Genomic DNA, 19,878 nt, shown 5'->3' on the forward strand with positions numbered 1-19,878 from the left:
GCATGACTCCGCGAACGGCATTGGTGTCAGAAATGATGCAGCAGCGCGATACGCGCGACATATTGATTCGGGCCTGACGAGATATCGGCGGCGCCCGGAATGTACGCGTAGTCGAAGTCGGTTCCGGTGTGCGCGTTCATCGCATGCTGATAGACGCCCTCCACAAATACCGATGTGCGTTTCGACAAGTCGTAATTCAACTTCGTGCTCAGTTGATGCCACTTCGGATTGAACGCGCCGACCGTCGACGCGACGCGGGCCTGAGTGTACGTATATGCCGCGCCGATGTAGAACGCGGTCGTGAAGTGATAGAGGCCGTTCACCTCGAAGTTGTCGAACTTCCACGATTTCCACGCACCGCCCGCCGGCTGCGTCGTACCGGTGAAATACGCGTTCGAAGTCGGATCGTAGACGTCGACGTGCGAATACGTGAATCCCACCAGCGCGTTCGAGAACGCATAATTCACGCCGATGCCGATGTTCTGCTGCGACGATGCGTCGAACGTATTGTCGCCGGTGATCGCGCCGGTCGAATCGGCATTGCTTGCGTGATTGATCTTCAAATACGACGCGCCGACCGTCAGCCCGCCCTGCTGGTATTGCAGCGCGGCGCCATACAGGCGGTTGTTCGCGAAGCCACCCGCCTGATTGCTGAATCCGTACATCGCCTCCGCGGTGACGCCGTGCCACACCGGCGACACGTACTTGACCGCGTTATTCACGCGAAACGAGTAGTCGGTGTTGTCGTTGTCGTACGGATGCGAGAACAGGTAGCCGGTCCAGTTGCCGTTGGCGGTGAGCGGCGAGAAGATGTCGACGCTCGGATCGTACTGGCGACCGAACGTCAGGGTGCCGTACCGATCCGACGCGATGCCGACGAAGGCTTGGCGGCCGAATTCCCGGCCACCTTGGTTCATTTTGCCGGTGTTGACGTCGAAACCGCTTTCGAGCGTGAAAATCGCTTGGTAGCCTCCGCCAAGATCTTCCGTGCCCTTGATACCCCAGCGGCTGCCGTAGTCATAGCCGCTTTGCAATTGCACGGTTCCGTGGCCGCGTGCGTTGCTCGTGTAGTTGATACCGTCCTCGATCTTGCCGTAGAGCGTCACGCTGCTCTGCGCATGCGCGGTGGCAGCAAGCAAGGTGGCGGGTGCGATGATCCCCCAACGCATTCTCATGACGATTTACCCCCAGGTCTTTCGTTTTCCGGTCGTAACGCTTCCGCGCTCCGTATATGCCGCGTCGAGGCTGCTCGGCGATGCGACGGGCGCAGTGTAATGAGCCGATTTTTTTCTGTTAGCCCCTCGCGGTGGGAAGGTGCTCTCCAGAATGGGGGATATTTGTCGGCGCGAAATAGGGCTAGCGGGCTGGTGGAAAGTGGACCGGCCCCCGCCACGACAGCCGTGATCTCGTGAGAAGCGCGTCATCTATCAACCGCATACGATGCGTAGCCAGCCGCCGCGGAGACCCGAAGCGGCGGTGCGCCCGCAGCTGGCTCGAACGAGCGCTTGCCGCGGCCGCGCCACTTTCCGTGCGACCGCCCCCTTTTCTGCCGGCAACGCCTTGCCGTCACCTCCGTGGACCGTGCCGCATCTTCCTCACCATCGCATCGAACAGCTTGATCGCGAACCGGTCATGGCGGATCAACTGCGCCGCAAGCTCCGAACAGCGCGCCTTGACCGCATCCGCCAGCTGCACATCGCTGCCGCGCAGCGCAGCGGCCTGGCATTGAATTTCAGCGGCACGTTGCGCCGTCCACAGCAGCATGAAGGTTCCCGGAATGTCCTTCTCGCAAACGGCGATACCGTGATTACGCAGCACGAGCACATGTTTGTCGCCGAGGCTCGCGAGCATCCGTGTCTTCTCGTCAGCAAACAGCGTGATCCCTTCAAACGTGTGATAGGCCACCCGCCCGAACAGCTGCGCGCCGTAGAAGTCGTCGTGGCGAAAGCCCTCTTCCTTCAGGGCGATCGCCGAAATCGGCGTCGTATGGGTGTGGACGATGCAATGCACATCCTCCCGTGCGCCATGAATCGCACTGTGCAGCGCGAACCCGGCGGGATTGCCCGGATACGGTGATGGATCGATCAGATGCCCCTCGTGGTCGACCTTCAGCAAGTTCTCCGGCGTCACTTCGTAGTAGTTCAAACCGAATGGATTGACGAGGTAATGTGCATCTTCGCCCGGCAACCGCGCCGAGATATGGTTGAAGATCATTTCCGTCCAGCCCATGTAATCGATCAGATGATAGAACTCCGTCAGCTGAACACGCAGCGCCCATTCTGCGTCGGCAATGTGGCTCGGTTTTTGAATATCTGAAAGGGTGGCATATGTCATGACTATTCCCGTTTGAAATGCCCTTCTGTCGTACATGCTTTAACGAAGCGTGCGCTGCGTCGTTCGATAACGCGTGAGCGCGAGAATCGCGCGGGTAGTCGGCATTGGAATGCCATACCGGTCGGCAAGCTCGACCACGGCGTCGCCAATCGCCGCCAGTTCCAGACGCTGTCCCTTCTCGTAGTCCTGCAGCATCGATGTGCGGAATGCCCCCATCTTTTCCCCCTGGACGAGAAATGCGTCCTGATTCAGCGCGATGCGTGCGCCGTAGCGCTCGGCCACGCTGATCACCTCGCCCATCATGTCGACCACCACCTCGCGCAATTCCGCTGCGCCATAAATGTCCTGCAAGGTCCCACCGGTGATGACGGAGAGCGGATTGGACGAGAGATTGGCAACCAGCTTGGTCCATACGTCATCACGAATGCGCCCGCTGGCGCGCGTATCGATGCCCGCATCCGAGAGCAGCGCACAGACTTGCTCCAGGCGCACGCTCGGACGGTTGTCCAGTTCGCCGAGAATCATCCGGTGCGGATTGGTTGCGACAACGCGCCCGGGTTCGCGCACTTCGGCGGTGATATACACGACGCACCCAAGGATCTGCCGTGACGGCAGCATCGCGGCAAGGCTGCCGTCCGGGTCCACCGCGCGTACCGATTCGTAGTCGGGGCCACTGCCGGCGCTTCCGTGCTCACGACCGCCCTCGCCGCCGAAATACCACCACGGCACCCCGTTCACCGCCGGAACGACCACCGTCTCCTTTCCGAGCATGGGCTTGATAGACGTCAGCAAACCCGGTAACGCGTGCGCCTTCGCACAAACGAATACGATGTCCTGTCTATCGAAATCGTCGGCTCGATCGCTGGCGGGGACATTCACCCGGATCGAACCGGACAGATCATCCAGTTCGATCCCTCGTCGGCGGATGGCCCCGAGTGTCGCGCCCCGCGCAAACACGCTGACCGCCCGACCACTGGCGGCAAGCCGTGCCGCCAGGGTGCTGCCGATCGCGCCGGCACCCGCCACGCAGATCTTCGTGCCCGATGGATTGCCGCCTCGACGGCCTTGTTCTTCCTTCCGCTCCATCTCAAGATAATCCCAGGTAAACGTCGACGATCCGCGAGTCCCGGGCGATCTCGTCCGCCGGTCCCTCCATCGTCAACGTGCCGGTTTCAAGCACGTACGCGTAATCCGCGACTTTCAGCGCGGCACGCGCGTTCTGCTCGATCAGCAGGATCGACACGCCGCGCTCACGCAGCGCCGCGACAATACGGAACATTTCGCGCACGATCAGCGGCGCCAGCCCCAGACTCGGCTCGTCGAGCATCAGCAGCCTGGGCCGCGCCATCAACGCGCGTCCGACCGCAAGCATCTGGCGCTCGCCGCCGGACAGCGTGCCCGCGGCCTGGTTGCGACGCTGCCGCAAGCGAGGAAACAGGTCGTAGACCTCCTGCATCGTCTGCGGGTGATCGCGATGGCCTTGGCGAATCCGGCTGAATGCGCCTAGCAACAGGTTGTCCTCCACCGGCATTTCGGCAAACAACTCGCGCTTTTCGGGCACGAGATTCATCCCGGCCGCGACCCTGTCCTCGATCGGCGCATGCGGGTGATGACCGCCGCAGAATGCGATCTCGCCGTCCGACGGCAGCACACCCATGAGTGCCGACAGCAACGTGGTCTTGCCTGCGCCGTTCGGTCCGATCACGGTCACGATCTGCCCTTCGCCCACCCGCAGGCTGACGTTCGACAGCGCGCGCACCTTGCCATATGAGGCCGACAGATTGCGTACCTCCAGCAGTTCTCCGACCATTCACTCCTCCCCGCCCAGATAGGCCTCGAGTACCGCTGGATGCTTTTGCACCTCGGCCGGCAGACCTTCGGCGATCTTCTTGCCAAAATCCATCACCACCACGCGATCGACCAGATTCATCACGAAGTCCATGTCGTGCTCGACCAGCAGAATCGCGAGGCCCTCTTCGCGCAGCTTGTTCAGCAACTCGGCGAGATCGCGCTTCTCCTGATAGCGCAAGCCGGCCGCGGGCTCGTCGAGCAACAGCAGGCAAGGATCGGACGCGAGTGCCCTGGCGATTTCCAGTACGCGTTGCTGTCCAAGAGCCAGCGATCCGGCTTCCTCGTTCAGATGGGCCCCAAGCCCGACGCGGTGGATCTGCCGTGCGGCTTCGGCAAGCAAACTGCGCTCTTCGTCGCGTTCGCACCGGAACGCGGCGCGCAGTTCGCCACTGCTTCCGCGCAGGTGCGCACCCAGCGCGACGTTGTCAAGCACGCTCATCCGGCTCAGCAACCGCACATGCTGAAACGTGCGACTCATCCCGCGCTGCGCGATCTTTCTCGAACCGATGCCGGTGATGCGTTCGCCGCGAAACACGACCTCGCCGGAGGTCGGCGTATCGACGCCGGAGATCTGATTGAACATCGTGCTCTTGCCCGCGCCGTTCGGCCCCAACAACGCAACAATCTCCGCTGCGCGCACGTTCAGGCTGACGGCATCGTTCGCCACCAGACCACCAAATCGGCGCGTGACCTCACGCACTTCCAGCAGGACGTCACGCCTCGGCGGCATGGCGCGCTTCGGCAACGCCGCGGCATTCGCATCCACACGGGCGCGCTTGCGGCTCGCATTTCGGCCGAGCATCGACAGCCGGCGCGCGAACAGCGGCCACAAACCGCCCCGCGTGTAATGCAGCAGGAACACCATGCCGAAGCCGAACACGATGATCTCGAAGTTGCCCGTTTCGCCGAGCAGCTTCGGCAGGATGTCCTGCAACCACTGCTTGGCGATGGTGAATACACCCGCCCCCAGCAGCGCACCCCACACTTGTCCCGCACCGCCGATAACGGCCATGAACACGTAGTCGATCCCCATCTGGATGCCGAACGGCACCGGGTTCACGAACTGCTGCATATGCGCATAGAGCCAACCGGACGCGCTCGCCTGCAATGCCGCGATGACGAAGATCACCATGCGCGCCCGCGCCGTATTCACCCCCATCGCTTCAGCCATAACCGTGCCGCCCTTGAGCGCCCGTATCGCACGGCCCGCGCGTGAATCGAGCAGATTGCCGGTACAGACGATCGCCACCAGCAGGAACAGCCAGATCAGGTAGTACATCCGGGCGCCGTCGCGCAGGCTGACGCCCGCCAGCGTCACCGGCGGAATATCGGCGATGCCCGTATTGCCGCCCAATCCGCCGATCGCGCCGAACGCGAAATAGAGACTCAGGCCCCATGCGATCGTCCCGAGCGGCAGGAAGTGGCCCGACAGGCGCAAAGTCAACGCACCGATCAGGCACGCGGCCACCAGCGTCGACACCAACCCCGCCACGAGCGTCAACCACGGCGATGTGCCCAGCCAGCCGATCCATGCCGGCAGCGTCGCGGCATGCGCGGTCAGCACCGCGGTGGTGTAGGCGCCGATACCGACGAAGGCCGCCTGGCCGAAGCTGGTCATGCCGCCGACGCCCGTCAACAGCACGAGGCCGAGCGTCACGAGCGCGTACAACGCGATGTAGTTGAACAGCGTCACGTAGAACGGCGGCAGCACGACCGGGACAACCGCCAGCAACACCAGTGCACAAATGAAGATGCGGCGAGGCGTCATTCTTCCTCCTCAACAGGATGACTCTTCAGGGAGCGCCACAGGAGCACCGGGATGAGCAGCGTAAAAACGATGATCTCCTTGTAGGGGCTAGCCCAGAATGCCGAGAACGATTCGATCAGTCCCACCACGAACGCCCCTGCCGCCGCGACGGGATAGCTGACGAGCCCGCCGATGATCGAGCCGACGAAACCTTTCAGACTGATCAGAAAGCCCGAGTCGAAATACAGTGTTGTCAGTGGCGCAATCAGAATCCCGGACAGCACGCCGATTAGCGCGGCGATGAAAAACGTCGCCTTGCCCGCGAATACCGGCGAAATACCCATCAGCCGGGCACCGACCCGGTTGAACGCGACTGCACGCAACGCCTTGCCGTAAACGGTGCGTTCGAATGCCTGCCTCATCACGATCATCAGCAGTACGGTCGTCGAAATGATCAGCAATGCCTGGCTGCTCAGGTTGATGGCGCCGAGCTGCAACGGCACGTCGACGAACGGCGTAATGCGCGCACCCTCCGGGCCGAAGATCAGCAAACCCAAACCCACCAGCGCCATATGCACCGAAATCGACACGATCATCAGCACCAACACCGACGATCCAGCAAGCGGTTGATAGAACAGCCGATACAACTGGGGGCCGAGCGGCACGATCAGCGCAAAGGTCAGCAGGGCCTGCAGCGAGACAGGGAGTTGAGCCACCGGCAACACATGCACCAAGGCAGCGAGCACGCACGCATAAGCGAGCTTCGCGCCCCCGGTGGCGGACAGGCGAAGCACGCCGGTGCGCCGATAGCGCTCGGCGAGGTCCGCCGCCACTTCGGCCAACGAGAAAGCGACCAGCAACCACACGACGAGCAGTGACTTGCCCGACTGCATCGCGGCCATCGTCAATGCGCCGTAGACCACGAATTCACCCTGAGGGATGAACAGCACCCGGGTGACACTGAATACCAGCAGGATCGACAACGCCAGCAACGCATAAATTGCACCGTTGGTGAAGCCGTCCTGACCTAGGATCAAAACTATCTGAGCGTTCATCGGGACGTCTGGCTTTCGCTTATTTGATGAGCGCCCAATTGCCGTTCTTGACGGTAATCAGCACGCGGCCGCGATCGTCGAAACCGCTGTGATCGACGGAACTCATGTTGTAGATGCCCTGCGTGCCGACCAGATCGCGGGTCTGCTCGAGTGCGTCTCGCAATGCGCTGCGAAACGCAGGCGTACCGGGGCGCCCCGCCTTTTTTTCCGCGATCGGCACCGCACGTTCGAGCAGGAGGCCCGCATCGTAGACGTTCGCGCCGAAGGTGGCGGGCTTCGTGCCGTTCAGCTTCTGATAGGCATCGATGTAGGTGGTCGCGACTTTCTTCGACGGATTGCTATCGGGTATCTCGGGCAGCACGAGCATGAGACTCGCAGCCAGCACCGTGCCCTCGACCTTGCGGCCGCCAAGCTTCAGAAAATCCGGCAACGCCGCGCCGTGCGTCTGATAAAACCTGCCCTTGTAGCCGAGGTCGTACAGCGTCGATTCCGGTAGTACGCTCGCGCCGCCGGGTGCCGCGATCAGCACCGCATCCGGATGGCTCGCCATCACCTTGAGCGCCTGCCCCGTTACCGAACTGTCGGCGCGCTGATAGCGTTCATTCGCGGTAATCTGAATCCCGTGAGTCTTCGCGAGGCCCGAGAACACCCGATACCAGTTCTCGCCATACGGGTCGTTCAAGCCGATGAAAGCCACGGTTTTCACACCGGTCCTGACCATATGGTCGACCAGCGCCTGAGCAATCAGGTCATCGTTTTGCGTGGTCTTGAACACCCACTTTTTCTGCTCGGTCATAGGCAGAACCACCGCGGCGGTCCCGACCGGGGCCAACATCGGCGTGCCGGATTCGGCGGCGAACTGGATCACCCCCATCGCGTTGGGTGAGCCGGTCGGTCCGATGATCGCGTCGACCTTGTTTTCGGAGATGAGCTTCTTGAAGTTGGTCACCGACGCGGTGGGGTCGCTCGCGTCATCCAGCGAAATATAGTCGACGCTCAGATCGCCGATTTTCTTCGGCAACAGCGGCACCGTATTTTTCTGCGGAATGCCGACAAGTGCCGTCGGCCCCGTCGACGAAGTAACCACACCGATCTTGAGCTGCGCGTGAGCCGGCAGCCAACAGGCGGCTAGTGCGACGAGCGCCACCGTCGAAATCTTCTTCAACAACATTGCAAACTCCCGAGGACAGGTTAGCGAACACCAGTGAGTTAATCGAGGATCGGCCATTCATTCGGTTCGACGGATTCGCGCACGCATCGCAGTCGATGAAACGGTCGGCCGTCGCAGTTCAGTGCGCCGGCGTCTTCTCGAGCCTTGATGTCGAGCGCATCGACGCACAACGGTCCGTTAACCGCAAACACGCCATGCCTGCCGCTTGATCGGTTCAGGCACACCAGCAATGTCGGCGGCGATTCAGGCGTGGGTGCTTTGCATCGCCTTATCGGACAAAGCCGAGCGGCACGCATCGGATGAGCCGACTCGTTAAACCGTGAAGGCAGTCTAAGAGAACTCTTTTTTGACGGTAACCCAACAAAACCACCTGACGACCTAGGAAAATCTTTAGTCGGCCGCCGAGTCGAAAACGGGTTCGTGTAATGAATCGACGGGTTCCGCACTCCGTCGCTGCTACTGTCAAACCGGCGAAGAATTCAGTACAAACCTAAAGATTCTGCTGCTGCGATACGTGCATCCCTTGGCTTACCGCCAAAAAAGCGATCACCTAGACTGCGCTCGTCGTCGGGATATTTCAGCGTGCCGAAGTCGGTACCGGCGGCGCCTCCCCCATCGCCCCAGCCTTCCTGCGCCTGGCATGGCCCAGCGAATTCACTGCGGCATGGTCGTTTTCTCGAAGGACACGATCGCCGGTCTTTTGGAAAGGGCTCCACCTTCCTTACCAATATGGACTACGAATCATGTCGTCGAATACCGGCTTCCAAAAACGACGAGACACGTAACGGACCTTCACTCCAGGGGAACCAACAGCATGACCAAGCGAATCATTCTCACCTCTGCATTGACGTTGTGCGCAACGCCAGTCCTTGCTCAATCGAGCATTACCCTGTATGGCCGGATCGACACGTCGATCGAATATTCGAACTTCGGTCCCAATCACGCAGTCCACATGGGCAGCGGCGACATAGCCGCCACCTCATGGGGACTCAAGGGCGTCGAAGACCTCGGGGGAGGACTGCGTGCCATTTTCAAGCTCGAGAATGGATTCAACTCCTTCAACGGCGTTGGCGGGCAGAACGGCGCACTGTTCGGCCGCGAATCGTGGGTCGGTCTCGCGGGATCGTTCGGCGCGTTTCAGGCCGGCGTCAACTACACCCCGATTCACACGATCCTCGTCACGTATTCGCTGCCCGCGTACGGCGCGGGCCTGGGCTGGGGCAATGCGGCCGACAATTTCGTCTACGGCCCTTCACTGCGCGTGAGTAACTCGTTGCGCTATGTATCGCCGCGCATCGGCGGGTTCGTCGTTCGTGCACTGGTGGCCAGAGGCAACAACGGCGCGTCGAACGGCGCCCCGGCGTCGCTTGGCGACACCTACAGCGGGGGCGTCAACTACGTGTACAACAATTTGTCTGTAGATATCGGCTATCAGCTTCAACGCTTCAGCCCGGTCAAGACGCTCACCGCAAGTAGCCCGGTGGAAGGCGGCAATTACGCACTGGCCGGCGTGTCGTACAACTTCGGCTTCGTAAAACCCGCCTTCGTTTATGTGAGGCACCGCGGCGGCCAGGACGTTCCCAACATGGCCGGTTCGACCTACGTGAATCCGCATTCCGATTTTTTCGAAGCAAGCGCCGAAGTACCGATCAGCATCGGCAAACTACTGCTCAGCTACGGCCACTATCGCAAGATCGCCAATAGCGATGGCAACGCGGATTCGTTCGGTATCCGTTACGACTATCCGTTGTCGAAGCGCACCATCGTCTATGCCGGCGCCGCCGAGGTTCGCAACGGCGACGCCGCGGCGTTCTCGCTGAACAATGCGGGCGGTCCCGCTGCGCTCGCCGCCCCCAAGCCGGGCCAGAATTCGAACTCGGTCGTGATCGGCATGTTGCACTTGTTCTAGACGCGGAATCGCTTACCGAAATTTTTTTTGAACCGCTACGATGACAGCTGACCGGCTCGATGTTTCGGGGCGGCCAGCTATTCTCATTGCAGCGAACCGAAGCACGATATGGATGCACCGACTCAGCTCCCCCTTGTGTACGTCGTCGATGACGACGAGGATATGCGTACGTCGCTTTCCTGGTTGCTCGCCTCGGTGAAGATTCAAACCCGCTGCTTTCAGGGGCCAGTGGAATTCCTGGAACAGTTCGATCCTGGCGTACCGGGTTGCCTGGTGCTGGACGTGCGCATGCCTGGGGTCAGCGGCTTCGATCTGCAAGCGGAACTCAACCGTCGAGGTGTTTCGCTGCCGATCATTTTCGTTTCGGGTCATGGCGATATCCCGATGTCGGTACGTGCCCTGCAGAACGGCGCGATCGATTTCGTCGAGAAGCCCTACAACTCGCAACAGATGCTCGACCGCATCCAGAACGCGATGAAGATCGCCAGCGAAACGCATCGCGCGAATCAGCACCTCCAGGCGCTGATCCAGCGCATCCGAGCGCTTACGCCGCGTGAGCAGGAAGTACTGAATGGCGTGATCGAAGGAAAAGCGAGCAAGCTGATTGCGCGCGAGCTGGGTATCAGCGCCAAAACCGTCGACGTCTATCGCGCGAGCATCAAGGAGAAACTCGGCGCGACCTCATTTGCGAGCCTGCTCAAGGACGTAATCGAGGCGCGGCACGCAATGGCCGCGCCCCACCCGCGTGGCTAGCCTTCACGGGCAGACATTCAGCCGGCCACTTCGACCGATCAGCCTGCCCTGAATGGGCGCGCGGCCGGGCGTCACGCCGCACGCAGAAATTGCGGACCTAACGCCTCGATCGAGGGACAACCAAGCTGTCCCAGCGTACGGTCGATTTCGGCGCCCAGCAAGGATAGCGCATGCAGCGCACCCTGCTCTCCGCCCGCCGCGACCCCGTAAAGCACCGGTCGGCCGATCATCACCGCATGCGCACCAAGTGCGAGTGCCTTCACCACATCGGTACCGCGGCGAAAACCGCTATCCACGATCACCGTTGCTCGTCCCGCGCAAACGCGAACGATCTCGGCGAGCACGTCGATCGACGGCACGGTGCCGTCGAGCTGACGACCGCCGTGATTGGAAACGACCAAACCCTCCGCACCCGCCTGAATTGCGCGGGTGGCATCGTCGGCATCCAACACGCCCTTGACGATCAGCGTGCCCTTCCAGCGTTCGCGCAGCCATGCCACATCGTCCCACGTGATCGAAGCATCCATCTGGCTCGCCATATAGCCCATGCCGCTACGCACGCTTTGCTGACCGGCCGGCAGATATTCGGCAAGGTTTGCAAACGTCGGCGCACCGTTCGGCATCAGCACATTCCCGATCCAGCGCGGGTGGCACAGCGCATCGACCCGATTGCGCCAGTTCAATTTCATCGGTGCACGAAACGGCCGCTGCGCCCATTCCCGATTGCCGAGATGGGTCGCGTCCGTGGTCAGGACCAGCGTGTCGCAACCCGCCTGAGCCGCCCGATACATCAATCCCGAGGTTACCGCGCGATCCTTCAGCATGTAGAGCTGCATCCAGACGCGTCCGCCCGCATCGCGCGCCAGTTCGTCGACGCGCCGGTTCGACACCGTGCTGAGCGTGAACGGGATGCCCGTCCGCGCCGCGGCCCGAGCGAGCGACAGATCCGCGTGACGGTGGTAGATGCCGTTGAAACCGGTAGGCGCGACGATCAACGGCAACGCGACGCGCTTGCCGAACAGCGTGCTCGACAGGTCCCGCCGCTGGGTGTCGACGAGTGTCTTCGGCACGAAGCGCCAGCGCTCGAATGCGCTTCGGTTGGCTCGCATTGTCACCTCGTCCTCTGCGCCGCCATCCAGATATTCGAACGCGAAATTCGGCAGCCTGCGCCGAGCCAGCATCCGGAGTTCCTCGACATTGCAGGCATGGTTATATTGAGTCGGAACGGACAGACGTCTTTTCATCGGTGTTCGAGGCATGGATCAGGTGTGAACGAATTGCGGCGGTTAACTCGCGGCCGACCGTGAGTCATCCATTCGGCGCTTCCAGCGGAAGCGTGAAGCAGAAAGACGTGCCGCGGCCCGGATTGGCTTCGGCCCAGACATCGCCGCCATGCCTGGAAACGATGTTCTTGCAGAGCGAGAGCCCGATACCGTTACCCCCGAGCTTCGACGTGAAGAAGCCATCGAATACCTTCTCATGCTGGCCGAGATCGATTCCGACACCGGTGTCCGACACGCGCAGCACTGCGCGACCGTGCTCCGAACAGGTCCCGATGGTCAGGAAACGCGATGTCTCGGGCACGTCGAGCATGGCCTCGACCGCATTGAAGGCGAAATTGAGGATCACCTGCCCGATCAGAATCTTTTCACAGCGGACCCGTATCGGGCGATCGCTAAGCGCGAATTCGAACGCCACGCCAACCTCACGCGCCTTCAGGGCGATGAAATACTCGACATCGTGCACGATGTCGTTCAGGTCGATCGCCTCTTCAACCTGCTCGAGCTTCACGACGTAATCACGCACGCTCTTGATGATGACCGATGCGCGCTCGACCTGCTTGAGCACGCTCTCCAGCCCCCACATCACTTCGTCCGGCGTAACGGGCGACTCGTTGAGTCGCATCATGCCGCCCTCGAGAAAATTGCGCGCCGACGCAAGTGGCTGACTGAGTTCGTGCGAGAGCGTCATCGCCATCTCCCCCATCGCGTTGTAGCGTGCGAGGTATTCGAGCTTGCGTTCGCTTGCCCGACGCATTTCCTCCGCCTCGACTTGAGGCGTGACATCGCGAAAATGCAGCAGGATGCCGGTCAGATCGTCTTCCAGTTCGACGTGGCGGCAAAATGCGTCATGCCAGCGCAGCGATCCATCACCATTTCTGATCCGGTAGCGAAACGAAGTCGGCTCGTGATGCAGCTCCGCCTCGGCGAGCTGGGCAAGCACGACCCGCCGCGACGCGCCATCGCATAACGCGGTGAAATCGATCAGCGTCGACGCATCGGCCTGCAAGCCAAGCAGCCGGCATGACGACTCGCTCAGATATTTGATCTCGCCGTTTGCCGACAACACTGCAATCCCTTCGCTCAGGTCGTGCATGAACTCCCTGAGGCGGGTCTCGAATCGCTTCAGGTCCTTCTTGATCCGCTCCTCGGCGGCGATATCCCTGAACTGGACCATCAGCACGTCGCGATCGTGCAGCTTGACGCATGTCGCTACCGCTTCCGACAGGATCTCCGTGCCGTCTTTCGCGCGATAACACCACTCGATGATGCTCTCGCCGTTCTCCGCTGCATCCTTCAGCCACTGCAAGCCGATCTCGTGTCGGTATTTCTCCGCGTTGCGGCTCATATCGGGCGCCTTGAGCGGTCGCAATTCTTCGACGGTGAAGCCCAGTGCATTGCATGCGGCGGCGTTGGCCCAAAGAATGGCCTTGGTCTTTGCGTCGTGCAGGATCATGCACGTCTTCAGCGATTGAAGAAGCGCAAGGCGATCGGCATCCAGCAGTTCGAATCCGGAGGACGTTTCCATTCGCTCAGCCCCAACGATGAAGTGTGAAGGCCGTGCAACGAAGGCCTGACCAAAGCTTAGCGCATCGTCAATTTTGACTCATAGGGTTGAAATGGGGTCTCGCGCCAAAGGTTTCTTTATCGGGTCGGCCTCAAGAGCCGGCATTTTCCAACCAAGACCGGGACGAAAATTGGACTGGTCGGTCCGGCCTCCCCCCGTTCATCCAGGCACACCGGCCAAGCTGCTGTAATCCTCGGAGGGAAAAACGAGCGGAACAAGAAGGCACGCTCGGAGGTTTCGGGCGCCCATGGCATCGCACCCAATCATCTGAAACGTCCGTTTTCAGCCGCTGCACCGAATCGGAAATGGGTTGCAGACGCTTCACTGATGGCACGCTGGCGGCGCGGCCGATGCGAAAGCTCTGCCTGGGCGAAAGCGACACGGGACATCGGGAAGCGCCTCAAGGAAGATCGGTTCGCGGCGCGGCCGGGCAGCACGCCGCGCCGCGTTATCGTTGCCGCGTGGACAGCGGGACACGCATGGCGCGAGCGGAATCATGCACAATGCTCGCCATTAGCGTGGTGGAGACTTGTGCGTGGCGATCAACTTCGATTTAACCGACTTGCAGGCATTTCGCGCCGTCGTGGAAACGGGCAGCTTCCGAAAGGCCGCGGACGCCGTCAGTATTTCCCAGCCGGCCCTGAGCCGCCGGATCGACAAGCTCGAGGAAGCGCTCGGTGTGCGGCTCTTCGAGCGCACCACGCGCAGCGTCTCGCTCACCACCGTCGGTCGCGTGTTCGCGCAGAGTGCCGAACAACTGCTGGACGACCTCGATGCCGCGCTGCTCGGCATTCGCGACGTGTCATCGAGCCGCCTGGGTCATGTGACGATCGCCTGTGTGCCGTCGGTCGCCTACTACTTCCTGCCCGCCGTCATCGCGCGCTATCATCAGCGCTTTCCGCGCATCAGGGTGAAACTGCTCGATGCAAGCGCCAACGAGGTGCTCGGGGCCGTCATCAGCGGCGAGGCGGATTTCGGCGTGAGTTTCATCGGCAGCCAGGAGGCGGAGATCGAGTTCAAGGTGTTGCTCCAGGAGCGGTTCGTTGCCGCCTGTCGCCGCGACCACCCGCTCGCTCGTAAGAAGCGCGTGACCTGGAGCGAGCTTTACGAGCACGATTATGTGTCGGTCGACAAGACTTCCGGCAACCGTCTGCTGCTGGACCAGGCGCTGGCTGCCGTCGCGCCGCGCACGCCGAGCGTCTGCGAGACACGCCACGTGACGACCCTGCTCGGCTTGATCGAAGCGGGGCTCGGCGTCGCCGCAGTGCCTTCGATGGCGATGCCCGGGCATGACCACCCTATACTCACGAGCGTGCCGCTCGTCGAACCGGTCGTCAAACGACGCGTGGGCATCGTCAAGCGGCGCGGACGCCCCCTCACGCCGGCCGCCGAGGCATTCCATCAGATGGTCATCGAGGCCAGGCGTGGCGGTATCGCCAGCAGCGGCGCATCGGCATAACGACCACAGAGAGACACGAAGGAACGGATGGTGAGGTTGGCCAGACTGCTTGGATCGCTTTACGTGCAGGTTCTGCTCGCGATGTTGCTCGGCATCGGCATCGGTCACGCATGGCCGGCGGCGGGCGCGATGCTCAAGCCCCTCAGCGATGCATTCGTCGGCCTGGTGAAGATGACCATCGCCCCGATCGTCTTTTGCACGATCGTCTCGGGCATCACGTCGCTGGCGGACGGGAAGGCCATCGGCCGCACGATCGTGCGGGCGCTGGCGCTCTTCTATCTGTTGACCGCCGCCGCGCTCGCGTTCGGGCTCGTCACCGCATACGTGCTGCAACCGGGCGCCGGCATGCACATCGATGTCCACCACCTGGACGCGAGCATCCTCGCTCCGTATGCGAAGCATGCGGAGCCGCGCGACCTCGTGGCGTTCGGACTCGGCATGATTCCGGACACGATGCTCGGCGCGTTTGCGAAAGGCGAAGTGTTGCCGGTGCTGCTGCTGTCGCTGTTGTTCGGTTTCTCGCTGAATGCGCATCCGCGGGCCGGCCGGCCCGTGCTTGCGCTGATCGACGGTGTCGCCCAGGTCGTCTTTCGCGTGCTCGGGATGATCATGCGGCTCGCGCCGCTCGGCGCATTCGGCGCGATGGCGTTCACGGTCGGCCGATTCGGCATCGGGTCGGTCGGCTCGCTTGCGAAGCTGATGGCGTCCTTCTACGTGGCCTGCGTGCTGTTCGTCGTGCTGGTGCTCGCACCGCTCGCGCGACTGCACGGTTTCGCGCTGTGGCGGCTTCTGCGCTACATGCGCGAAGAGTTGCTCATCGTCCTCGCGACATCGTCCACGGAGCCGGTCCTGCCGCGTCTGATCGTCAAGCTGGAAGCGCTCGGCTGCGAAAAAGGCGTCGTGGGACTCGTGCTGCCGGCGGGTTATTCGTTCAATCTGGACGGTACGGCGATCTATCTGACGCTCGCGGCATTGTTCATCGCGCAAGCGTGCGACGTGCCCCTCTCCGCGTCGCAGATCGCGACGATGCTCGCGATCATGCTGCTTACCTCCAAGGGAGCGGCCGGCGTATCCGGCAGCGGGCTCGTCGCGCTGGTCGCGACGCTCGCCGTCATGCCCGACCTGCCCGTCGCCGGGGTCGCGCTGCTGGTCGGCATCGATCGCTTCATGTCCGAGGCGCGAGCGCTGACGAGCGTGATCAGCAATGCCTGCGCGGTGATCTTCGTGTCGTCGTGGGAAGGCGCGTGCGATCGGACACGCCTGGCGCAGCGGCTCGCCGTGGCCGGGCCGGCCTCCCCTGACGGGCCCGATCAAAACACGGCCACGCCAGATGCCGGCCGGCGGTGACGGGAAGGCGGTCTGACGCAGGCCTTCCCGCCGATCGGGCTCAATGAGCGGATGCGGAATCCAGCCCGGTCGATTTCACGTCGGCCTGCACGTCGGGCGACGCAAGATAGTCCAGCAGCGCCTTCGCTTCCTTCGGATGCTGCGCACCGACGGGGATGCCGGCAGCGAAGCGCGTGACCGACTGCAGCGATTCGGGAATCTTGCCGACGAAGGTCGCACCGGGGACGGGCAGCAGCTCGCTGACCTGCTGGAAGCCGATTTCATAGTCGCCGTTCGCGACGACCGACGCCACCGGAATCCGCGGGATCATCTTCGCCTTCGACTTCACCTGCTCCTCGATGCCGAGCTTCTTGAACAGTTCGCGTTCGATATACACGCCGCTCGCGCTGTCCGAATAGGCGATCGACTTCGCGTGCAGCAGCACCTGCTTGAGACCTTCTGCGGTGCTGATGTCCGGCTTTGCCGCGCCGTCGCGCACCACCATGCCGATGCGCGAGTCGGCCAGCTCGACGCGGGAGCCGGGGATGACCTTCCCTTGCTTGATCAGTTCGTCCAGCGCGTAGCCGACCATGATGACGGCGTCGGCCGGCTCGCCGCGCGCGAGCCGGTTCGGAATCGCCTGGGGCGCCTGGCCCATCGACGGGCCGAGCGCGGTGTCGAGCGTATTGCCGGTCGCGGCCGCGAAACGGGGGCCGAGCAGTTTGTAGGCGGCGGTGAAGCCACCCGAGCTCATCACGTGGAGCTCGGCCGCCTGTACGTTGGCAGCAAACGCCGAGGCGGCGACGAGCGCGGTGACGCAAAATTTCAGGAGCGGATTTCTCATGGTCGTGGTCATGCGAATTCGTGTGTGAGTGAAGTTCCGGATGGGCCGGACATCAATGCGCCGGCGTGAGCGTCGCCGTGCGGTGACGATAGAGCGCGAAAGTCGCAAGCAGCGCGCACACCGCGGCGAAGCTCATCCAGTAGCCCGGCGCGGCCTTGTCGCCCGTCATGTGGATGAGCGCGGTCGAGATGGCCGGCGTGAAGCCGCCGAATACGGCCGTCGCAAGGCTGTAGGCGAGCGAGAAGCCCGCGACGCGCACCTGCACCGGCATCACTTCGGTGAGCGCGACGACCATCGCACCGTTGTAGATCCCGTACATGAACGAGAGCCAGAGCAGGACGAGCAGCATGTTGACGAACGACGGCGCGTGAGCCAGCAGCGAGAGCGCCGGGTAGGCGGTCACGACGGTGAGCATCGTCATGCCGACCAGCAGCGGACGGCGGCCGATCCGGTCGGACAGCGCACCGCCGATCGGCAGCCATACGAAATTCGACACACCGACGCAAAGCGTCACGAGCAGGCTGTCGGCGGTGCTCAGATGCAGCACCGTCTTGCCGAAGGTCGGCGCGTACACCGTGATCAGGTAGAAGCTCGTGGTGGTCATCGCGACCAGCATCATGCCGGCGATCACGATGCCCCAGTTCTGGACCAGCGTACCGAACACTTCCTTCATGCCCGGACGATGCTTGCGAGCCTTGAACTCCTGGGTTTCCTCCAGGTTGCGGCGCAGCATGAAGATGAACGGGACGATCATGCAGCCGACGAAGAACGGCACGCGCCATCCCCACGATGCGATCGCCGATGCGCTCAGCCACTGGTTGAGCGCGAAGCCCAGGCCCGCCGCGACGACGATCGCGACCTGCTGGCTGGCCGACTGCCAGCTCGTGAAGAAGCCCTTGCGGCCGGGCGTCGCCAGCTCGGCGAGATAGACCGATACGCCGCCCAGCTCGGCACCCGCGGAGAAGCCCTGCAGCAGCCGCCCGATCAGCACGAGCGCGGGCGCCAGCAGGCCGATCGTCGCGTAGCCCGGCACGAACGCGATCAGGATGGTGCCGCTCGCCATGATCGACAGCGTGACGATCAGGCCCTTGCGACGGCCGACCTCGTCGATGTACGCGCCCAGCACGATGGCGCCCAGCGGCCGCATCAGGAAGCCGGCGCCGAACACGGCGAAGGTCATCATCAACGACGCGAACTCGCTTTGCGCGGGAAAGAAGACATTGGCGATCTGCGTGGCGTAAAAGCCGAACAGGAAGAAGTCGAACTGCTCGAGAAAATTGCCGGCCGTGACGCGAAAGATCGCAGCGGCCTTCGAACGTTCGGCCGGAAGGCTGGACGAGGGGTGCATCTGGGTGTCTCCTGAAAAACCTGAAATACGCGGGAGGGGATGGTGGATTGTCGTTTTGTCGAATGTTCGCCCGGCATCGATCAAACGATAAGTGCGATTTTTGGAAGGATTGATGCAACAAGATTATCAATCGGCGTGGCCTCGCCGGTTTCGGTCAGCGCCTGTCCGCCGAACGTCGCGCCGCACGGAGGCAGGACGTCACGATCCCTCGCTCGCCTCGTGCGGCAAGGCGTGCAAGCCGAGGCCGGCGCCGTTTCACCGCGCCGGTTCGGTATAGGCAGCCAGTTCTTCCGGCTTTCCGGACGGGAACGCATCCTTCAGGTGATCGAGAAATGCGGAAACGCGGACGCTCAGCAATCGCCGGGACGGATACAGCGCCCACAGCGCGATTTCGGGGCCCGGTACGTCGCCCCAGCTGACGAGCGTGCCGGCGGCCAGATCGCCGCTCACGAGCGATACCGGGAGGCAAGCCGCGCCCAGTCCCAGACGCACCGTGTCGCGCACCATGACCAGCGACGACAGCCGGGCCACGGGCTCGATCGCGATGCGTGATGCTCCGGCGGGCCCCGTGACGTCCCATGCGGTGCGCCGGCCGTCGCCCCCGCGCACGACGGCCGGCACGGGCGCATCGCCGGTGGGCCGCGCCAGCTCGGGCCTCGCGACGACGACGAGCCGGTCGCGCAGGAACACGCGCCCGATCAGGCTTTCGTCGGGGTCCGGGTTCACGCGGATCACGAGGTCGTACCCTTCCTCGATCATGTCGACGGGCCGGTCTTCCGTCGTCACCTCGAGCCGGATCTCCGGGTATTTCAGCGCGAACGTCGCCACCAGCTTCCCCATCGCGAACTGGGAAAAAAGCATCGGCGCGCTGATGCGCAGCCGGCCGCGCGGCCGCTCGCTCCCCGACGCAATCGCCGACGCGCTGTCCGCGAGCTCCGCGAGCAGCGTGCCCGTCCGCTCGTAGAGCGCGCGCCCTTCCTGCGTGAGCTTCACGCCGCGCGAGCCGCGCTCGAACAGGCGCAGCGACAGACTGTTCTCCAGCTCCGCGACGCGGCGCGACAGCGTCGCCTTCGGGCGCCCCGCCACCCGCGCGGCTTCGCCGAAGCTGCCATGACGGGCGACGAGATTGAAATCGGCGAGCGCAAGGAGGTCCATGTGTTCCACCAGTGAGACGATACGTCTATTTACCACACCTTCCGGATCGTTTGTGGATCACCTACCTTACGTGGGCAGG

16 protein-coding genes are annotated in these 19,878 nt (G+C 62.7%); 4 read left to right on the plus strand and 12 right to left on the minus strand.

The genetic code is table 11. From position 1 onward, the window contains the following. Positions 1–26: 26 nt before the first annotated feature. From G3N62_RS09620 to G3N62_RS09650, 7 genes are all read right to left on the minus strand, one after another. Positions 27–1,175, minus strand: a complete 1,149-nt coding sequence (locus tag G3N62_RS09620; RefSeq protein ID WP_034191366.1) for a porin — start codon at positions 1,173–1,175, stop codon at positions 27–29. A gap of 391 nt (positions 1,176–1,566) precedes the next feature. Then, a complete protein-coding gene (locus G3N62_RS09625; protein WP_049029462.1) occupies positions 1,567–2,334 on the minus strand; it encodes a class II aldolase/adducin family protein in 768 nt (255 codons plus the stop codon). Between the two features lie 39 nt (positions 2,335–2,373). Continuing rightward, complete coding sequence (locus tag G3N62_RS09630) at positions 2,374–3,420, minus strand: 2-dehydropantoate 2-reductase (protein ID WP_059556545.1); 1,047 nt, start codon at positions 3,418–3,420, stop codon at positions 2,374–2,376. Between the two features lies 1 nt (position 3,421). Then, positions 3,422–4,144, minus strand: coding sequence for an ABC transporter ATP-binding protein (locus G3N62_RS09635; RefSeq protein ID WP_124669313.1), 723 nt, complete (start codon positions 4,142–4,144; stop codon positions 3,422–3,424). Beyond that, the gene (locus G3N62_RS09640; RefSeq protein ID WP_124669312.1) at positions 4,145–5,953 is read right to left on the minus strand and encodes a branched-chain amino acid ABC transporter ATP-binding protein/permease; all 1,809 of its coding nucleotides are present in this window, start codon (positions 5,951–5,953) and stop codon (positions 4,145–4,147) included. It lies immediately after the preceding gene. After that, positions 5,950–6,987, minus strand: a complete 1,038-nt coding sequence (locus G3N62_RS09645; protein WP_124669311.1) for a branched-chain amino acid ABC transporter permease — start codon at positions 6,985–6,987, stop codon at positions 5,950–5,952. Before G3N62_RS09645 ends, G3N62_RS09640 begins: the two co-directional genes overlap by 4 nt. 19 nt (positions 6,988–7,006) lie before the next feature. Continuing rightward, positions 7,007–8,158, minus strand: a complete 1,152-nt coding sequence (locus G3N62_RS09650) for an ABC transporter substrate-binding protein (RefSeq protein WP_124669310.1) — start codon at positions 8,156–8,158, stop codon at positions 7,007–7,009. A gap of 814 nt (positions 8,159–8,972) precedes the next feature. Here G3N62_RS09650 and G3N62_RS09655 point away from each other — a divergent pair. After that, a complete protein-coding gene (locus G3N62_RS09655; protein ID WP_124669309.1) occupies positions 8,973–10,067 on the plus strand; it encodes a porin in 1,095 nt (364 codons plus the stop codon). Between the two features lie 108 nt (positions 10,068–10,175). Further along, complete coding sequence (locus G3N62_RS09660) at positions 10,176–10,820, plus strand: response regulator (protein WP_034191359.1); 645 nt, start codon at positions 10,176–10,178, stop codon at positions 10,818–10,820. Between the two features lie 71 nt (positions 10,821–10,891). Here the strand turns inward: G3N62_RS09660 and G3N62_RS09665 are convergent, their stop codons facing one another. Further along, a complete protein-coding gene (locus G3N62_RS09665) occupies positions 10,892–12,064 on the minus strand; it encodes an alpha-hydroxy acid oxidase (protein ID WP_124669308.1) in 1,173 nt (390 codons plus the stop codon). 64 nt (positions 12,065–12,128) lie between these two features. Continuing rightward, on the minus strand, positions 12,129–13,628 hold the full coding sequence (locus G3N62_RS09670) for an ATP-binding protein (protein ID WP_049032811.1): 1,500 nt from the start codon (positions 13,626–13,628) through the stop codon (positions 12,129–12,131). A 574-nt stretch (positions 13,629–14,202) separates the two neighbouring features. Between G3N62_RS09670 and G3N62_RS09675 the strand changes: the two genes are divergently transcribed. Together G3N62_RS09675 and dctA are read left to right on the plus strand one after the other, a co-directional pair. After that, the gene (locus G3N62_RS09675; protein ID WP_034191665.1) at positions 14,203–15,126 is read left to right on the plus strand and encodes a LysR family transcriptional regulator; all 924 of its coding nucleotides are present in this window, start codon (positions 14,203–14,205) and stop codon (positions 15,124–15,126) included. Between the two features lie 30 nt (positions 15,127–15,156). After that, positions 15,157–16,473 carry a C4-dicarboxylate transporter DctA gene (gene dctA / locus G3N62_RS09680; RefSeq protein ID WP_124669307.1) on the plus strand — a complete coding sequence of 439 codons (1,317 nt, stop codon included), beginning with the start codon at positions 15,157–15,159 and terminating at the stop codon, positions 16,471–16,473. A gap of 40 nt (positions 16,474–16,513) precedes the next feature. Here dctA and G3N62_RS09685 read toward each other — a convergent pair whose 3' ends face one another. The 3 genes from G3N62_RS09685 to G3N62_RS09695 all read right to left on the minus strand — a co-directional run bounded on the left by G3N62_RS09685 (position 16,514) and on the right by G3N62_RS09695 (position 19,799). Further along, positions 16,514–17,296, minus strand: coding sequence for a substrate-binding domain-containing protein (locus tag G3N62_RS09685; protein ID WP_034191663.1), 783 nt, complete (start codon positions 17,294–17,296; stop codon positions 16,514–16,516). 52 nt (positions 17,297–17,348) lie between these two features. Next, positions 17,349–18,644 (minus strand): MFS transporter, encoded by a 1,296-nt coding sequence (locus G3N62_RS09690; RefSeq protein ID WP_034191358.1) that lies wholly within the window; start codon positions 18,642–18,644, stop codon positions 17,349–17,351. A 255-nt stretch (positions 18,645–18,899) separates the two neighbouring features. After that, complete coding sequence (locus G3N62_RS09695) at positions 18,900–19,799, minus strand: LysR family transcriptional regulator (protein WP_059556550.1); 900 nt, start codon at positions 19,797–19,799, stop codon at positions 18,900–18,902. Positions 19,800–19,878 lie beyond the last annotated feature (79 nt).

The organism is Burkholderia sp. Tr-20355 (genome assembly GCF_017104685.1).
GTDB lineage: Bacteria > Pseudomonadota > Gammaproteobacteria > Burkholderiales > Burkholderiaceae > Burkholderia > Burkholderia seminalis.

Excerpts from the sequence above, each read along its gene's own strand:
- G3N62_RS09630 (WP_059556545.1), bottom strand. The coding sequence starts at position 3,420 with ATGGAGCGGAAGGAAGAACAAGGCCGTCGAGGCGGCAATCCATCGGGC.
- G3N62_RS09620 (WP_034191366.1), bottom strand. The coding sequence starts at position 1,175 with ATGAGAATGCGTTGGGGGATCATCGCACCCGCCACCTTGCTTGCTGCC.
- G3N62_RS09665 (WP_124669308.1), bottom strand. The coding sequence starts at position 12,064 with ATGAAAAGACGTCTGTCCGTTCCGACTCAATATAACCATGCCTGCAAT.
- G3N62_RS09640 (WP_124669312.1), bottom strand. The coding sequence starts at position 5,953 with ATGACGCCTCGCCGCATCTTCATTTGTGCACTGGTGTTGCTGGCGGTT.
- G3N62_RS09650 (WP_124669310.1), bottom strand. The coding sequence starts at position 8,158 with ATGTTGTTGAAGAAGATTTCGACGGTGGCGCTCGTCGCACTAGCCGCC.
- G3N62_RS09695 (WP_059556550.1), bottom strand. The coding sequence starts at position 19,799 with ATGGACCTCCTTGCGCTCGCCGATTTCAATCTCGTCGCCCGTCATGGC.
- G3N62_RS09645 (WP_124669311.1), bottom strand. The coding sequence starts at position 6,987 with ATGAACGCTCAGATAGTTTTGATCCTAGGTCAGGACGGCTTCACCAAC.
- G3N62_RS09670 (WP_049032811.1), bottom strand. The coding sequence starts at position 13,628 with ATGGAAACGTCCTCCGGATTCGAACTGCTGGATGCCGATCGCCTTGCG.
- G3N62_RS09685 (WP_034191663.1), bottom strand. The coding sequence starts at position 17,296 with ATGAGAAATCCGCTCCTGAAATTTTGCGTCACCGCGCTCGTCGCCGCC.
- G3N62_RS09635 (WP_124669313.1), bottom strand. The coding sequence starts at position 4,144 with ATGGTCGGAGAACTGCTGGAGGTACGCAATCTGTCGGCCTCATATGGC.
- G3N62_RS09625 (WP_049029462.1), bottom strand. The coding sequence starts at position 2,334 with ATGACATATGCCACCCTTTCAGATATTCAAAAACCGAGCCACATTGCC.
- G3N62_RS09690 (WP_034191358.1), bottom strand. The coding sequence starts at position 18,644 with ATGCACCCCTCGTCCAGCCTTCCGGCCGAACGTTCGAAGGCCGCTGCG.
- G3N62_RS09655 (WP_124669309.1), top strand. The coding sequence starts at position 8,973 with ATGACCAAGCGAATCATTCTCACCTCTGCATTGACGTTGTGCGCAACG.
- G3N62_RS09660 (WP_034191359.1), top strand. The coding sequence starts at position 10,176 with ATGGATGCACCGACTCAGCTCCCCCTTGTGTACGTCGTCGATGACGAC.